This window comes from Streptococcus sanguinis (genome assembly GCF_050222175.1).
GTDB lineage: Bacteria > Bacillota > Bacilli > Lactobacillales > Streptococcaceae > Streptococcus > Streptococcus sanguinis_M.
The window spans coordinates 144,534-160,157 of sequence record NZ_CP071420.1 but is presented as its reverse complement, the minus strand read 5'-3'; the positions used below and the strand labels follow the sequence as shown (position 1 = coordinate 160,157).

The following is a 15,624-nucleotide window of genomic DNA, read 5'->3' as shown; positions in this document are numbered from 1 at the left end:
CTATAGGTATGATTGCTATACGTGATTAACCGCGAGCACACCATTTCCCATTGCAAGGTTCGCTTTCTAGACCACTTCGAACTTGAGTTGGCCAGCTTTGACCCCGACCTTAAGAGTCTGACCCGTCGTCAAGTCTCCTGTCAAGAGGAGCTCAGACAACTTGTCCTCTACCTGGGTCTGCAGAGTGCGGCGCAATGGCCGTGCCCCCATTTCCACATCGTAGCCTTCCTGAGCCAGCAGCTTAAGGGCACTAGCCTGGAACTTCAGCTCAATTCCCTTAGCAGCAAGACTGGCAATGAGCGGTTTGACCATAACCTTGACCACTTCCTGCATATCTTCTGCAGATAAGCTGTGGAAGACTACCTTCTCGTCGATACGGTTGATAAACTCTGGTCGATAAGCTTTCTTAAGCTCTTCCAACATCCGTTTTTCCATATTGGCATGGTCCAAGCGAATGTCACGCGCACCAAAGCCCACCGTCTTATCATCCCGCAAACTAGTTGCTCCCAGATTGCTGGTCATGATAATAATCGTGTTGGAGAAGTCCACCTTGCGGCCCTTGCTGTCAGTCAACTGACCATCATCCAAGACCTGCAGGAGAACATTGAAAATATCCGGGTGCGCCTTTTCCACCTCGTCAAAGAGCAGGACAGAATAAGGTCGGTTGCGTACCTTCTCCGTCAGCTCCCCTCCTTCTTCATAGCCTACATAGCCTGGAGGCGCTCCGTTGAGGCGGCTAGCCGCGAATTTCTCCATGTACTCACTCATATCAAAGCGGATGAGAGCAGACTCATCATCAAAGAGACTTTCGGCCAAGGCCTTGGCTAGCTCTGTCTTCCCGACTCCTGTCGGACCTAGGAACATAAAGGAGCCAATCGGCCGCTTGCTGCTGCGGATACCAGACTGGTTCCGTCGGATGGCTCGGCTGATAGCTGAAATCGCCTCGTCCTGCCCAATCACGCGTTTATGCAGCTCTGTTTCCAAATTGAGGTATTTCTTCGCATCTGTCTGAGTCAGCTTCTGCACAGGAATACCAGACAAAGCACTAAGAGTAGCCAAGACATCGTCTTCTTCCACTTTCAGTTTATAGAGCTTTGGTTGCTGCTCTTGCTCAAGTAGCTTCGAAACCTTTTTAAAGTCTGCTGCCATCAAGGCTTGATCCACTGGCGTCAAATCCGACTGCTCGTAATTCTGCGGTCCTCTGTTCTGCACTGTCGCACTAGCCTCATCCAAAAGATCAATGGCAGAGTCCGGCAGATGCTTGCTAGTCAGATAGCGATGGGCATATTTCACCGCCGTCTCAATCGCTTGATCACTAATCTGCACCTTGTGATGGTCCTCATAGCTCTTTCTCAAGCCTTGTAAAATAGCAATGCTGTCAGCCACATTAGGCTCTTCTATGCTGACCTTAGCAAAACGCCGGGAAAGGGCCGCATCTTTTTCAATATGTTTCTGATACTCTTCCTGCGTCGTAGCGCCAACTGTCCGCAGAGTTCCGCGAGCCAGAGCCGGTTTCAGGATATTGGCCGCATCCAAGGTCGAGTCAATACCGCTGCCAGAGCCCATGATGGTATGCAGCTCATCGATGAAGAGAATGACATGACCATCTTCTTCAATGTCATTGATGATGTTGTTCATCCGCTCCTCGAAGTCTCCGCGAAAGCGAGTGCCAGCAACTACATTCATCAAGTCCAGCTCCAAAACCCGCATCTTGGCAAGTTCAGCGGGAACCTGACCAGCCGCTACACGCTGAGCCAGTCCTAAGGCCAGAGCTGTCTTACCAACCCCAGCATCTCCAACCAGCACTGGATTGTTTTTAGTCTTGCGACTGAGAATCTGAACTATCCGTGAAATTTCCTGATCGCGGCCAATGACGGGCTCCAATCGGCCATCTCTAGCCAGCTCGGTCAGATCACGGGTGTAGTCTTCTAGGCCTCCGCTAGTAGAAGCCGGCATCCCCATCATATTGGCCATGGTCTGCTTAGCGGCCATTACTCCCTTATTCAGACTGCGAATAGCCTTGATATCTTCCTTGCCCCAGCCAGCTCGCTGCTCCAAGACCTTTCGCAAATCACTAATTTTCGGTCCCTGCTCCTTATCCTCGTAGCTAAAGCCGGTAAATTCCAGGATACGAGAAGCCAAGGTTCCCCGGTCAAATAGCATGGCCAGCAGTACATGCTCGGTACCTACATGCTTAGCGCGAACAGCTTCGGCAATCTGGCCCGCTTCCTCAAACAGCTCCTCTAAGCGATAAGAAAAAGGCAGCAGCTCGAAGTGACCGTCTTTCTGATAAGCCTGACCAGTAATCTGAAAAGCTGCTTCTTCAAATCCATCAACTTCCACAGGAAACTCATTGAGGACTGAGCCAGCAACGCTGTAGGGATTATTAGCCAGAGCAATCAGCAGATGCCATGATTCCAGATAATCTGTCGTAAAATGGCCGGCCAAGAGCTGGGCTGCTTCCAAGCTTTCTATTAAGGCTTTTGAGTATTTCATTTATGATTCCATTCCTTTTCTGTCTAGTTGTTGTAAAATCTTTTTTAATATTCGGGCACGAATCACCGCAGCTCCATCACCCAAAATCGAGTCCGATGCTGTTGACAAGATTAGATTGCCCTCACGTTCAGTCATAATCTTCTCGTCAAAAAGAAGCTGAATAACATCTGTGAAAACTTGCTGGCTGACACGCTCTCCCACACTGTCGCACAGGCCGCAAAGCATCTGATGCCGGTCGGAAAATTCTATCTTTCCAATCCGAATATAACCTCCGCCGCCACGCTTACTCTCGACGATATAGCCCCGACTTTCCGTAAAACGCGTCTTAATCACATAGTTAATCTGACTGGGAACCACCTGAAAAACATCAGCCAGTTCACTGCGTTTCAGTTCAACCATCCCTGCCTGAGCCAGAATAGACTTGATATATGCTTCAATACTGTCCGATGTGTTTTTTGCACTCATGACTTCCCTTTCCAGTTGAGAATTTCAGAATAAATTTCTTTTTTTCTTGTTTCTCTAACATTGACTATCTTTGACTAATATTATACCGGAAAAGTCTCTATTTTGAAAGAAAAAGGGATGACTGAAAGGTCTGACAATTCAAACTAGTGAAAAAGCTTTGTCAGGCTTGTGTAACCGCTTGCTTTTTGCTTTTAAAGCGTTATAATATAGGTGGAAATCCACAAGGAAAAGACAGACAGAAACTCCTGCCTGCCAACTATCATCTAAACAAGGAGGATAATCCAATGAAAATGGATTGGCTCAACTATTCTCGTCATGTGCTCAAATGGCTCTTTGCAGCCCTGAGTATTTTCACCATCTTTTCTGCTGACTATGTTGATATTCCTATCGGAGCTCTCATCGCCTGTCTTTATGCTCCCCTGCTCTTCGAACAGGAGCTGGTCAGCAACCGAGTCAAATGGTATAGCTTTCTGATTATGATGGTGGTTACTCTGCCCCTTTTGTTTATTACCAAAGTCTACCAGTTTAGCTTAACTTACCCCCAAACGACAGTGCTTCTCTTCCTCTTGGCAGTCTTGATTTTTACCAACGGCTTGATTGCTCATAAGGAAGAAAGAGAAAAAGCAGCTAAGTAATGCTGCTCACCATTCTACAATTGATGTTTCAAAATGCTACAAACGAAAAGGTCTGAGAAAAAATCTCAGACCTTTTATTGTTCTATTTTTAAGCTAAAAATGATTAGTTCTGACCAAGAGCAGCAGCCATTGTTGCAGCTACTTCGTTTTCAAAGTCGTTAGCAGCTTTTTCGATACCTTCACCAACTTCAAAGCGAGCGAACTCAACTACTGAAGCATTTACTGATTCAAGGTAAGCTTCAACTGTCTTGCTGTCATCCATGATGTATACTTGTGCAAGAAGTGTGTATGCTTGGTCAACTTTAGTGTTGTCAAGCATGAAGCGATCCATTTTACCTGGGATGATCTTGTCCCAGATCTTTTCTGGTTTGCCTTCAGCAGCCAACTCAGCTTTGATGTCTTCTTCAGCTTGAGCAACAACTGCATCAGTCAATTGAGCTTTAGAACCGTATTTCAAGTGTGGAAGAGCTGGTTTACCAACCATTGCACGGCTTTCGTTGTCTTGATCGATGACGTGGTTCAATTGTGCCAATTCATCTTTGACAAATTGCTCGTCCAATTCTTTGTAAGAAAGAACTGTTGGTTTCATCGCAGCAATGTGCATAGAGATTTGCTTAGCAAGAGCATCGTCTCCACCTTCGATAACTGAGATAACACCGATACGGCCACCGTTGTGTTGGTAAGCACCAAAGTGTTGAGTATCTGTCTTTTCAATCAAAGCAAAGCGACGGAAAGAGATTTTTTCTCCGATAGTTGCAGTTGCAGATACGTATGCAGCTTCAAGAGTTTCACCTGAAGGCATTGTCAAAGCAAGTGCTTCTTCGTTGTTAGCTGGTTTGCCTTCAGCGATTACTTTCGCAGTTGCATTTACCAAGTCAACAAATTGAGCGTTTTTCGCAACGAAGTCAGTTTCAGCATTTACTTCAACAACAGCGGCAACATTGCAGTTTACGTAAACGCCTGTCAGACCTTCAGCGGCAACACGGTCAGCTTTCTTAGCTGCTTTTGCCATCCCTTTTTCGCGAAGCAATTCAATCGCTTTTTCGATGTCACCATCTGTTTCAACAAGTGCTTTCTTAGCGTCCATGACACCAGCACCAGATTTTTCACGCAATTCTTTGACAAGCTTAGCTGTAATTTCTGCCATTTTTCTTCTCCTATTTTTTTAATGCAAATAAAGGAGCTGGGCTGAGCCCTGCCCCTTTAGGTTAGTTTACTGATTATTCGTTTGAACCTTCAACAACTTCAACGATTTCTTCGATAGAATCTGCTTGAGTTTCAGTTGCAGCCAATTCTGCTTCTACTGATTCAACGCTATCTTCACCTTGACGGCCTTCGATAACAGCATCAGCCATTTTCGCAGTGATCAATTTAACCGCACGGATTGCATCGTCGTTAGCTGGGATGATAACATCGATATCATCAGGATCAGTGTTAGTATCAACCATGGCAACCACTGGGATACCTAATTTCTTAGCTTCCTTAACAGCGATTTGCTCTTTATGAGGGTCAACTACGTACATCACATCTGGGATGCGAGGCATATCTTCGATACCGCCCAAGAATTTTTCAAGACGAGCACGTTGTTTGTTGAGAAGAGCGACTTCTTTCTTAGGAAGAACTTCGAAAGTTCCGTCTTCTTCCATGCGTTTGATTTCTTTCAAACGAGCTACACGTTTTTGGATAGTAGACCAATTTGTAAGAGTTCCACCCAACCAACGGTGGTTGATGAAGTATTGACCTGAACGTTCTGCTTCTTCTTTGACAGCGTCAGCAGCTTGCTTTTTAGTACCAACGAAGAGGATAACTGCATCGTTAGCAGCAGCATCACGCATAAAGTCGTAAGCTTGGTCAGCATACTTTACAGTTTGCTGCAAGTCGATTACGTGGATACCGTTACGTTCAGTGAAGATGTACTTAGCCATCTTAGGGTTCCAGCGACGAGTTTGGTGACCAAAGTGAACACCAGCCTCAAGAAGTTGTTTCATTGAAATTACTGCCATGAGTAAATTCTCCTTTTTGTTTTTTTCCTCTTTTAGATTTCAGCTCGCAGGACCACCCGAGGGCAACAGTCCCACAATTCATCTAAAATGAGTATTTTGCCATTTACACGGCAACCTCTATTATAACAAAAGCGCAGCTCTTTGACAAGGCATTTACCAGATTTTCTTCCGCTAGCCACTATTCCCACTTCTCAGCAGAACATTTATTCTCCAAATTGTTCAGAATAGGAACATCTAATATTTTCTGCTTTGACTATGAAAGACTCTTGACGAAAGCAAGTATTTACGATAGAATAATAAGAGTTGTGGCGGTATAGCCAAGTGGTAAGGCACGGCTCTGCAAAAGCTTGATCGTCGGTTCAAATCCGTCTACCGCCTTCATAGATATATTTCCAGAAGCCCACCAAAGGGCTTTTTTATTGCATTTCCTATTGTTTCTAGCAAACTTTGCTGATATAATATTATAAAAATATCATTCATCATCAGCGAAAGGAAAAAAGATTGATTATGAAAAAAGTTAGCTTCTATGCCCTCAGCCTTCTCTCTCTGCTAGCTCTCTCAGCCTGCATGCCTGCCAAGCAGACGCAGCAAAGAAAAAAGACACCTAGCTCCCTCAAAGCTTCGAAAAGCTCATCCTCTAAGGGAACATCCAGCAAATCATCTAGCAGTAGCTCTAGCACCTATGAAAGTAGTGATGAGGTATTTCAGAAACGTGCTACCTTTGATCCAGATGATGCTTCTGCACTACAATACATAGCAGATGCAGCTTCTATTCCTGAATTAGAGAAAATAAGAAATTTTCATATTTCCACTGGCTTTGTCATTCAGGTAAACGGAGAGGATATCAATGGTGACAAACCTAAAACGTCTTACGATGAGGTAACAGCAGCTCTAGGCCAACCTACATTCAGCACTGATGAGAATGACCCTGGCAACTCTGTTAACATCTGGCACACAGACAACGGAGACATTATGTGCTACTTTACCAATAATGTCCTGACGAATTTGAGTTTTAGCCTAAAAGACGCTCAGCCGGCCAAAAGCAGCTACTCTAGCATCACCACATCCGACACTCCCAAGACAGCTTTCGACAAGCTTGGTCGTCCGGAAATGATTATGCGTTCAGAACGCGATACAACCTTTGTCTATAAAAATTCCAATGACGAACAGTTTAGTTTCTCTACCCAGAACAATCAAATCGTTGGGGTAATGTCTACCTATCAAATGAAACAAACCAAAGACATTATTGACTCCGTCATTAAGGATAAGTAGTCTCACACTTCGTTCCAAAAACACAAAAATCCAAGACTGAAAAAAGTCTTGGATTTTATTTTTGACGAGGATAGCGGCTTCGTCAATTAAAGCTCTGCAATTTGGCTAAGATTAACTTCGGCCACGGTGTCATTACCAAACATGGAAATAATCATCTTGACCTTGTTATTATCAATCTCCGTAATCTTACCTGTATAGTCAGTAAAGGCACCATCAATGATACGAACGGTATCCCCAACCTTGACATCCAAGTCAAATTCCTGCACTGTTTGACCCATGGAGATGAGAATGTTGCGAATCTCTTCTTCCAAGAGCGGCGTTGGTTTAGAGCGGTTTCCGTGCGACCCGACAAATCCTGTTACATTCGGAGTATTCCGAACGACAAACCAGGCTTCGTCTGTCATTACCATTTCCACCAAGACATAACCAGGGAAGCGATTTTCTTCGATTTCCTTGGTCTTGCCATTTTTCTCTACTTGCACGGTCTGAGTGGGGATTTCCACGCGCAAGATATTTTCCAGCATATTATAAGTCTGAGCGCGCTGCAAAAGATTTTCTTTTACCTTGTTTTCATAGCCTGAATAGGTCTGCAGTACAAACCAACCTTTGTCAAAACTGTCCATGAGTTCATCCTTTCCTAAATAAAAAAGCCTGCGGGCTTCTGCTTCTTTCTAGCCCTATTATACCATAATTTCCTCAAATGCAAAGGAATTTAATAACTATTTTCCTGACAAATCAAAGTCTTGCAATTCTGCCCAAAAATTCTTGAATCAGCGTTGTCTAGTATGAGAAATTTTTATTTCAAACGATGAATTATAGATAGATTTGATTTTTTTGAAATTGTCGGCGCGTAAATAAGGACATACGCCAAAAATCCCACCTACTGACAATAGGTGGGACTTTGAATGATATGGCTGCCGCAAGATTCTTCTCTATTTCTACTTCAGTTGTTAAGAGAAAATATTCAGAATCTGGAATAGACCGCTTGCCACTACTTTGTCAAAGATATAGATGATCACTACAAAGAATGCAGTGTATTCCATGACAGAGATAAAATCTGTCCATCTTTCTTTTCGGGTAGGCCAAGTTGTATCTTTCAATAATTTAAAAACGTCTTTAAAGAATTTCACAACAATCTCCTATCTAGTTTCTTTATGCAAGGTGTATTTACTACAATGCTTACAAAATTTATTAACTTCTAAACGCGTTGGTTTTGGAGTGCTACTGAGCTTAACCGAGTAGTTCCTAGAACCACAGACTGTACACGCTAGACTCGCTTTTTTTAATGCCATAACGCCTCCATCTTTCTTATTATAGCAGGATTCTATGCTTTTGACAAGCCGTTCAGCTCTTTTAAATCCTATTGAAACCAACTGGTAACAGTATCCCAGAGATTCTTAGCTTTCTCAGGAATACCAGTGTCATCAATGGCTTTCTTGGCTTCATCCACCAGATTTTGAGCTCGGTCCTGAACGTCCTGCAGGAAGTCTTTATTTTCAGTTGTAGTACCCGTTTCCTCTGTACCATAGGTGTCCACAGGGGCAATGCCGTTGGCAGCATAGGCATTCTTCTGCCCTTCAAAGGAAGTTCCTTCTGTATATGGCAGGATACTATTGGCAACATTTCGGAAAACCGCCGAGGCTTCATTCGCACTGGTCCCAGTTAGATAGTGGGTTTCATCAGTTTTTGGAAAGCCTAGCCACTGGCTGATAACCACATCCGGCGTATAACCAATAACCCATTGATCACCAGATAGATCTGGGTTAAAGTCCGTTTCAGTCGTACCGGTCTTACCAGCCATAGTATAGCCATACGGAGCCGCATAGATACCTGTACCATTCGAGAAAGTCCCCAGCATCATGCTGTTCATCTTGTCAGTAGTCGAGCCATTAAGAACTCGGGTAGAGGTTTGGCGATGGGTCTTGACGACCTGACCGCTGGCATTTTCAATTTTTGTAATGAGATGGGCATCATTCATCACACCGCCATTGGCAAAGACTGAATATGCCTGCGCCATCTGCATTGGATTGGTTGTAACTCCGCTTCCTAGCGCTACTCCCAAAGTCTTATCGACCTTGTCCATATTCAGACCAAACTTTTTCCCGTACTCAAAGGCTTTGTTAATGCCTAACTCATCTACAGTTGAAACAGCCGGAATGTTCAGAGATTCTGCCAAGGCTTGATACATCGGAACTTTAGGGGAGCTTTGGATATTGCCGTAGTTGTTAATGGTATAGTCGCCAAAGGTGGTTCTAGTATTATCCAGCTCCTTATCTGTCGGCCAACCAGCAGCGACGGCCGGGCTGTAAGCAACCAAGGGCTTGATAGTAGAGCCAGGGCTGCGGGAGGACTGGGTTGCATAGTTAAAGCTTCTGAAGGTCGAACCTTCTGCACTATTGACTCGCCCTACTAGTGCCCGCACACCGCCGGTTTTTGGATCCAAGGCAACACTGCCCGACTCAGCCATAGTACCATCTTCTGCTACAGGAAAGAGAGAGACATTGCTGTAAATAACCTGCATGCTGGCTTGGTAGTTCTGATCCAGTTCAGTATAAATGCGATAGCCATTATTGACAATCTCTTCTTCTGTCAAGCCGTAGTCATTGACCGCTTCATTGATAACCGCATCGAAATAGGATGGATAGCGATAGTCTTCTGACTTACCGGCATAAGCATCAACCAGCTGGCCACCGATTCCTACAGTGGCAGCCTGATCGGCCGTCCCCTGATCAATAAAGCCTGCAGCAACCATATTTTGCAGAACCGTATTACGGCGATTGGTCGCATTTTCAACTGAATACAGCGGATTATAAATCTCCGGTCCCTTGAGCATACCAGCCAGAACAGCCGACTGGTCCAAACTAAGCTGACTAGCCGAAACTCCGAAATATTTCTTAGAAGCATCCTCCACACCCCAGACCCCATTTCCAAAATAGGAATTATTGAGGTACATGGTCAGGATTTCCTGCTTGCTGTATTTCTTATTGATTTCCAGAGCCAGGAAAAATTCCTTGGCCTTCCGCTCAATGGTCTGGTCCTGAGACAGATAGGCATTCTTGGCCAGCTGCTGGGTGATGGTAGAACCCCCACCCGAGCGACCAGCTGTCAAAATAGCCAAGATAAAACGACTGTAGTTAATCCCGCCATTCTCATAGAAAGTCCGGTCCTCTGTCGCGATGACAGCATTCTGCAAGTCTTGACTAATCTCGGTCAGCTCAACATAAGTTCCTTTCTGACCAGACAAGCTTCCCGCTTCATTGCCATCCTTGTCAAAGATGAGCGTGGTAGCTTTGAGGGCATTCTGCAAATCCTTGACATTGGTCGTCTTAGCCACATAAAAGAGATAGCCGCCGACCACCAGACCAAAGGTCAAGCCGAGAATCAGGAATATCTTGGTCAGATGAAACCTGCGCCAAAAACGGCGGATAGGGTGCTGAGAGAGAGGTTTCTTTTTTGTCTTACCCGAACGGCTGAGACCAGACTTAGCCTGCTCTTCTGTCAGCTCTACCTCCTCTGCTGCTTCTTTTTGAGGTTTCTGTATGGTAAAATAATCTACTAATTTTTCAAACAAATCTTTTAAATTCTTCATAAACCTTATTTTATCACCTTATTTAGGTGCAGACAAGAAAGTACCCTATTTCCCGTCTGATTTTTAGTTATTTTTAAGAAAAAGGGTATATTAAATAGCCTTTTAAAGCCATCTGCAGCAAGTCTTATCCGACACTGCCTATTTCCAAAGTTCTAGCTTTCTGCTACAATAAATGTATGAAATTTACACTGACTATCCCAGATGGACTGCCTGCCATGACAGTCAAAGAGCTGCTGGAAGAACAATTTCTCATTCCACGAAAAATTCGGCACTTTCTGCGGACCAAAAAACATGTGTCTGTCAACGGTCTAAGTATCAATTGGCAGACTGTAGTCAAACCTGGAGATGATATCCGCCTGATATTTGATGAAGAGGATTATCCTCAAAAAACAATCTTGCTGGGAAATGGCGAACTCGTAGAAGAGCTCTACCAGGACCAACACCTCATTATCGTCAATAAACCCGAGGGTATGAAAACCCACGCTAATGAACCAACAGAGCTAGCCCTTCTTAATCATGTTTCTGCCTATGTTGGCGAGACCTGCTATGTCGTTCACCGGCTAGATAAAGAAACCAGCGGTGCTGTCCTCTTTGCCAAGAATCCCTTTGTCCTGCCCATCCTCAATCGGCTGCTGGAAAAGCGAGAAATCAGCCGCGAATACTGGGCTCTGGTTCAAGGCAAGTTCCCAAGCAAAAAGCTTATCTATAAAGACAAGATTGGCCGCGACCGCCATGATCGCAGAAAACGGCTGGTTGACCCCCGAAAAGGACTCTATGCAGAGACCCATGTGACTAGGCTCAAGCAACTTGGGCAGGCTGCCTTGGTCAAATGCCAACTCAAGACTGGCCGCACCCATCAGATCCGTGTTCATCTAGCTCACCACGGACACCCACTTATCGGTGACCCCCTTTATCATCCGCAGCCTAAAGGGCGGCTTATGCTCCATGCCCATCGCCTGACCTTCACCCACCCTTTTACGCTAGAAAAAATAACCGTCGAAGCTCGCTCTGACAGTTTTGAAAAAGTATTGAGCAGTCTGAACCCAAGATAGACCAAGAAAAGCAACAGTATTCTCTGTTGCTTTTAGTTTGGAGTCAAAGCGAGGATAAGCTATGACAGCTTACATCACTGAGCCGGAAGTGCACTGATAAGTCTGGGCCTGATGGTTTTCTGAAAAGCTATGCTCAGCAAGTAAGACAGTAAGAAAATGATAAAAAAGCCAAAACTATAAATAGTATTCCGAGGCATTATTGACCTGAAAATGAAGATAATAAAAGGATGGATGATATAAATCATGGTGGCGTACTTTTTGGCAATATTATTCAAAATCGGAATATCAATATTGGTCCCGTTTCTGACCGCATAGAGGAAAATTGCACTGGAAGACAAAAGGGTACTAGGATAGAGGTCGTACTCCGTACCCATGAAACAGTACTCAAGCAGAATCAAGCCTGCTATTCCCAAGCCAATCGCCCATTTCCTGACAGAAGACAAGTCGTAGGCTAAAATCCGATCTCGATGCTTGGCAAACTGCATGCCTAGAATAAAAAAGGGAAGGCCCATAAATAGGAAGTTTCGATAGTAAAGAGTGCCACTAATGTTGAACTCAATACAAAAAGCCAGAACCAACAAGAATAAGGACACACCAAAGCTAGTTAAGCGGTGGAAATGCTTATAAAAAATCAAATAAAGCGTGTAGATATAAGAAATAGCCAGCAAATACCAAGTCGGCGTGGCAGCTGAGCCAATCAAGTCTCTGGGACTATTAAAGAGGAAAAAGTCCGCAAAATCAGATAAGTCTATAGATGCCATCTTTTCTGTTAGCTCTCTGGTTAGCACTAGGTTGACAAAATGCACAATCGTGTAAAACAGGAGACTGGCAGCTGTCAAAAGGAGCATCTGCTTGAGACGATACTTGACCTTATCTCTGGAAATATTAAAGGAAAAATAGCCCGACAGCATCATAAAAAAGGGAACTGCAAAGCGGGCCACAATTTGATAAAAAACGCCAAATTGCCCCGGCAGCAGAAAGTGTAAGGAAACAATACTAAAGCAAGCTAGGGCCTTAAAAGCGTGCAAAGTTGTGTTTTCAGTCTTCATGCAGACATTATAGCATGTTTATTATTACAGCTCATCAAGACCAGATTACACACCCATTAAAAAACATATCAATTGATGACATTCTTTAAAAAGTTTTGTATCTGAGGGAGAAGACAGCTCTTATATAGAAAAACTCTTCTGCACTATTACAGAAGAGTTTTGTGCACCTGACTGATATTCTGCATTAGCTTTCATAGCCATTAGGATTTGAGCTTTGCCATCTCCAAGAATCTCGCATCATATCTTGGAGAGTTTTCTCAGCTTTCCAGCCCAAAATGTCATTCGCTTTACTTGCATCGGCATAGCAGGTCGCCACATCTCCAGGTCGCCTATCCTTGACAGTATAAGGAATTTTCACACCATTGACATTTTCAAAGACTTTAACCATATCCAGCACACTATAGCCAATTCCTGTGCCAAGATTGAAAACAGCGACTCCCTTGTTTTCTAAATTATGTTTCAAAGACAAAACATGGCCCTTGGCTAAATCGACTACATGGATATAATCCCGCACTCCTGTACCGTCATGCGTATCATAGTCATTTCCGAAAATGCTAAGCTCTTGCAATTTACCAACCGCAACCTGGGTAATATAAGGCATGAGGTTATGAGGGATCCCATTTGGGGCCTCACCAATCAGACCAGACTCATGAGCACCAATTGGATTGAAGTAACGAAGATTAGTCACAGACCAATCTGAATGTGCAAGAGCAAGATCCGTCAAAATCTGCTCCATCATCAGCTTAGTATGGCCGTAGGGATTGGTCGCTGGAATAGATAAATCTCCTGTCAAGAATGAACCATGATTCATTCCATAGACCGTGGCACTGGAGCTAAAGATGATATGTTCTACCTTATGCTCTTTCATAACTTCAAGAAAAGAAATACCAGCACTGACATTATTTTCGTAATATTTAAGTGGTTCCCGCACCGATTCTTCTACTGATTTATAGGCCGCTAAATGAATGACTGCATCAATGTGATTGTCTTCAAAAATCTGGTTCATCAGATCTTTATCAGAAATCGAACCCTTGTAAAACGGGATGTTCACACCAGTGATAGTTTCTAAGCGCTCTAGCACTTCTGGAGAGCTATTCGAAAAGTTATCCACGATAATAGCTCCATAGCCCGCTGCGACTAGTTCAACCACTGTGTGACTGCCTATATACCCCGATCCACCTGTAACTAAAATTTTTTTCATAGGACACCTCTTCTTGCTAATCCTAAAGTTCTCTTTAATTTTACTATTGCGACTAACAGGTATTTCTTTTCCCAAAGTTGACCGCCAAATTCTGCACTTACTAAAAATACCAAAACCTAGTCCAATTTGCTACCCTATAGCTTTGCTCTCCTGATGATTTTTGGAGTCTCTTCATGGTAGAATCACTTGCAAAACCATTTATATTCCCAGGCATAAAGAACTGAATTATTTTTAGCTAATTTCTAGTTATCCTCAAAAATACCATAATCCGCAATAAGTTACTGGAAAAATTGTCTTTCATTTCCACTATATACAATATATGGTTCAGCAAACTGATTGTAGCCAGAGTAACTTTATAAGTAACTTTGTAGGCTAACACTACATTACAAACCTAAAAAGCCCGGACGGGGCTTAGCGTTTAGATTGTTAAACTATTTATAATTTCTCGAACATCAACGAGCCCGCAATTGTTGGAGCAGACCTTTCAAACTTTGGTATTTGTAAATGCTATAGGTCAGATAGACAAATCCGTAGACTGCTGCAGCTAGATAAACTGATAAAAACCAATTCGAAGCAATAAATACAAGCGTCATTAGCAACTCAACCCAGATATCTTTGACGACTTCGATCTGCATCCTCTTGGCTAAGATTAGCTCTGCCAATATACTCCTAGTTGCCAGCAACAGCACGATAGACAGAACCGTAGCATTCAGATTGCGCAGAAAAACTGCAAAAATCAAGGTAGTAGCAAAACTTAAGAGCATGGCAATAACATTTACTTTAAAAATCTGCCTCTCCATTCGTAAGGCTTTTAAGTAGGTATTGATAAGCAGAGCCATCTTGCCCTCGTAGACAGACATAGGAAAGACTAGAGCCATAAATATCAAGGACTCTCTGTAAGCCGGTAGCCAGCTATCCAAAGCTATTTTCAGGGGATAATACAGCAAAAGCACACCAAACATAAGAACCATAAGGACATTCCGCAACTGATTGTAAATCTTAGGCAACTTGCTTTCGTCCGTCCGTTTCAAAATCGGAAAGATGACCAAACCGATAGCGTTGATAAAGGTCATAAGTAGATTGGAAATGCTCAGGGTTAAGGATACTTTCCCAAATGTAGCAATGTTCCATACCTTTTGAATCCCCATTCGAACCGTTCCGATAATGAGCATACTGGCTACATTTGATAGCATCAGATTGATACCGACAGCAATATTGCGAACCGTTTCCTGTATATCAAGCTTAAACTGATTGAGAGGTCGCAGGGCCATATCTCGGCACAGATACATGGCATAAAAAAGAGAAACAACTCTACCAATCAAATCTGCATAGACCATAATCTTGAAATCTCGAAAACCCACGAAAATAAAGACCAGTAAAAGCAGTAAATAGAGGAGTCGGTCTCCACTGACAACATAGGAACTTTCCTTTAGTCGATTAGTCATCTGAAGAACGTAAACAAAGAGAAAGCGCAGATTGGTGACCAACATAGTATAAACCAAAAGTATAAAAACAAACCGACTGCTCTCATCTCTAATAAAGGAAGAAATCCCTAAGAAAAATAAAATTCCAATCCCTGTCAGATAGATCAAAAGCATGAGAAACTGAGAGAAAAACTTCTCTTTATCCAGATCAGCATACTCCAGACCACCGTAGCGAAGATAGATTCCGTCCACCCAACCCAGATGAACAAAACCGGCATAAGATAAATAAAAAATATAGAGTTGCCAGTAGCCATACTCCTCTACACCCATAATCTTAGGCAAAATCAAGACAACCAGAGAAGAAACTATTACTGTCAGCAAATTGGACAAGACGACATAGGAAAAATTAGCTATTATTTTTTTAAATCCACCAGACAA

Annotated in this window: 14 protein-coding genes and 1 tRNA gene; 4 read left to right on the top strand and 11 right to left on the bottom strand. The window is 43.4% G+C overall.

Annotated features, from left to right (window positions below; all coding sequences use genetic code 11):
• Nucleotides 1-66: 66 nt before the first annotated feature.
• Together J1C91_RS00860 and J1C91_RS00855 are read right to left on the bottom strand one after the other, a co-directional pair.
• Nucleotides 67-2,496, bottom strand: coding sequence for an ATP-dependent Clp protease ATP-binding subunit (locus tag J1C91_RS00860; RefSeq protein WP_101771879.1), 2,430 nt, complete (start codon nt 2,494-2,496; stop codon nt 67-69).
• Nucleotides 2,497-2,961 (bottom strand): CtsR family transcriptional regulator, encoded by a 465-nt coding sequence (locus J1C91_RS00855; RefSeq protein WP_002922632.1) that lies wholly within the window; start codon nt 2,959-2,961, stop codon nt 2,497-2,499.
• 146 nt (nt 2,962-3,107) lie between these two features.
• On the opposite strand from J1C91_RS00855, the gene J1C91_RS00850 reads away from it, so the two are divergent.
• Complete coding sequence (locus J1C91_RS00850) at nt 3,108-3,596, top strand: hypothetical protein (RefSeq protein WP_002922633.1); 489 nt, start codon at nt 3,108-3,110, stop codon at nt 3,594-3,596.
• Nucleotides 3,597-3,699: 103 nt separating this feature from the next.
• Here J1C91_RS00850 and tsf read toward each other — a convergent pair whose 3' ends face one another.
• Nucleotides 3,700-4,743: a translation elongation factor Ts gene (tsf, locus tag J1C91_RS00845; protein WP_002908543.1), complete on the bottom strand. Its 1,044-nt coding sequence runs from the start codon at nt 4,741-4,743 to the stop codon at nt 3,700-3,702.
• Between the two features lie 73 nt (nt 4,744-4,816).
• A complete protein-coding gene (gene rpsB / locus J1C91_RS00840; RefSeq protein ID WP_002894015.1) occupies nt 4,817-5,599 on the bottom strand; it encodes a 30S ribosomal protein S2 in 783 nt (260 codons plus the stop codon).
• Between the two features lie 307 nt (nt 5,600-5,906).
• Here rpsB and J1C91_RS00835 point away from each other — a divergent pair.
• Nucleotides 5,907-5,977 (top strand) — tRNA-Cys (locus tag J1C91_RS00835).
• Nucleotides 5,978-6,106: 129 nt separating this feature from the next.
• The gene (locus J1C91_RS00830) at nt 6,107-6,871 is read left to right on the top strand and encodes a hypothetical protein (protein WP_125330342.1); all 765 of its coding nucleotides are present in this window, start codon (nt 6,107-6,109) and stop codon (nt 6,869-6,871) included.
• A gap of 86 nt (nt 6,872-6,957) precedes the next feature.
• Here the strand turns inward: J1C91_RS00830 and nusG are convergent, their stop codons facing one another.
• The 4 genes from nusG to pbp2a all read right to left on the bottom strand — a co-directional run bounded on the left by nusG (nt 6,958) and on the right by pbp2a (nt 10,460).
• Nucleotides 6,958-7,494, bottom strand: a complete 537-nt coding sequence (gene nusG / locus J1C91_RS00825; RefSeq protein ID WP_002894018.1) for a transcription termination/antitermination protein NusG — start codon at nt 7,492-7,494, stop codon at nt 6,958-6,960.
• 327 nt (nt 7,495-7,821) lie between these two features.
• On the bottom strand, nt 7,822-8,001 hold the full coding sequence (gene secE, locus J1C91_RS00820) for a preprotein translocase subunit SecE (RefSeq protein ID WP_002894022.1): 180 nt from the start codon (nt 7,999-8,001) through the stop codon (nt 7,822-7,824).
• Between the two features lie 9 nt (nt 8,002-8,010).
• Nucleotides 8,011-8,163: a 50S ribosomal protein L33 gene (gene rpmG / locus J1C91_RS00815; RefSeq protein ID WP_002894024.1), complete on the bottom strand. Its 153-nt coding sequence runs from the start codon at nt 8,161-8,163 to the stop codon at nt 8,011-8,013.
• Nucleotides 8,164-8,231: 68 nt separating this feature from the next.
• Nucleotides 8,232-10,460, bottom strand: a complete 2,229-nt coding sequence (gene pbp2a / locus J1C91_RS00810) for a penicillin-binding protein PBP2A (protein ID WP_125338020.1) — start codon at nt 10,458-10,460, stop codon at nt 8,232-8,234.
• Nucleotides 10,461-10,636: 176 nt separating this feature from the next.
• Between pbp2a and J1C91_RS00805 the strand changes: the two genes are divergently transcribed.
• The gene (locus J1C91_RS00805; RefSeq protein ID WP_049542162.1) at nt 10,637-11,512 is read left to right on the top strand and encodes an RluA family pseudouridine synthase; all 876 of its coding nucleotides are present in this window, start codon (nt 10,637-10,639) and stop codon (nt 11,510-11,512) included.
• A 74-nt stretch (nt 11,513-11,586) separates the two neighbouring features.
• Here the strand turns inward: J1C91_RS00805 and J1C91_RS00800 are convergent, their stop codons facing one another.
• The 3 genes from J1C91_RS00800 to J1C91_RS00790 all read right to left on the bottom strand — a co-directional run bounded on the left by J1C91_RS00800 (nt 11,587) and on the right by J1C91_RS00790 (nt 15,624).
• Nucleotides 11,587-12,561 carry an acyltransferase family protein gene (locus J1C91_RS00800; RefSeq protein ID WP_124765017.1) on the bottom strand — a complete coding sequence of 325 codons (975 nt, stop codon included), beginning with the start codon at nt 12,559-12,561 and terminating at the stop codon, nt 11,587-11,589.
• A 184-nt stretch (nt 12,562-12,745) separates the two neighbouring features.
• A complete protein-coding gene (gene galE, locus J1C91_RS00795; protein ID WP_124765019.1) occupies nt 12,746-13,762 on the bottom strand; it encodes a UDP-glucose 4-epimerase GalE in 1,017 nt (338 codons plus the stop codon).
• Nucleotides 13,763-14,214: 452 nt separating this feature from the next.
• Nucleotides 14,215-15,624 carry a lipopolysaccharide biosynthesis protein gene (locus tag J1C91_RS00790; RefSeq protein ID WP_125438893.1) on the bottom strand — a complete coding sequence of 470 codons (1,410 nt, stop codon included), beginning with the start codon at nt 15,622-15,624 and terminating at the stop codon, nt 14,215-14,217.

Bases quoted from the DNA above. Each gene is read 5' to 3' on its own strand.
- J1C91_RS00860 (WP_101771879.1), bottom strand. From the start codon at position 2,496: ATGAAATACTCAAAAGCCTTAATAGAAAGCTTGGAAGCAGCCCAGCTC.
- J1C91_RS00855 (WP_002922632.1), bottom strand. From the start codon at position 2,961: ATGAGTGCAAAAAACACATCGGACAGTATTGAAGCATATATCAAGTCT.
- tsf (WP_002908543.1), bottom strand. From the start codon at position 4,743: ATGGCAGAAATTACAGCTAAGCTTGTCAAAGAATTGCGTGAAAAATCT.
- rpsB (WP_002894015.1), bottom strand. From the start codon at position 5,599: ATGGCAGTAATTTCAATGAAACAACTTCTTGAGGCTGGTGTTCACTTT.
- J1C91_RS00830 (WP_125330342.1), top strand. From the start codon at position 6,107: ATGAAAAAAGTTAGCTTCTATGCCCTCAGCCTTCTCTCTCTGCTAGCT.
- nusG (WP_002894018.1), bottom strand. From the start codon at position 7,494: ATGGACAGTTTTGACAAAGGTTGGTTTGTACTGCAGACCTATTCAGGC.
- rpmG (WP_002894024.1), bottom strand. From the start codon at position 8,163: ATGGCATTAAAAAAAGCGAGTCTAGCGTGTACAGTCTGTGGTTCTAGG.
- pbp2a (WP_125338020.1), bottom strand. From the start codon at position 10,460: ATGAAGAATTTAAAAGATTTGTTTGAAAAATTAGTAGATTATTTTACC.
- J1C91_RS00805 (WP_049542162.1), top strand. From the start codon at position 10,637: ATGAAATTTACACTGACTATCCCAGATGGACTGCCTGCCATGACAGTC.
- J1C91_RS00800 (WP_124765017.1), bottom strand. From the start codon at position 12,561: ATGAAGACTGAAAACACAACTTTGCACGCTTTTAAGGCCCTAGCTTGC.
- galE (WP_124765019.1), bottom strand. From the start codon at position 13,762: ATGAAAAAAATTTTAGTTACAGGTGGATCGGGGTATATAGGCAGTCAC.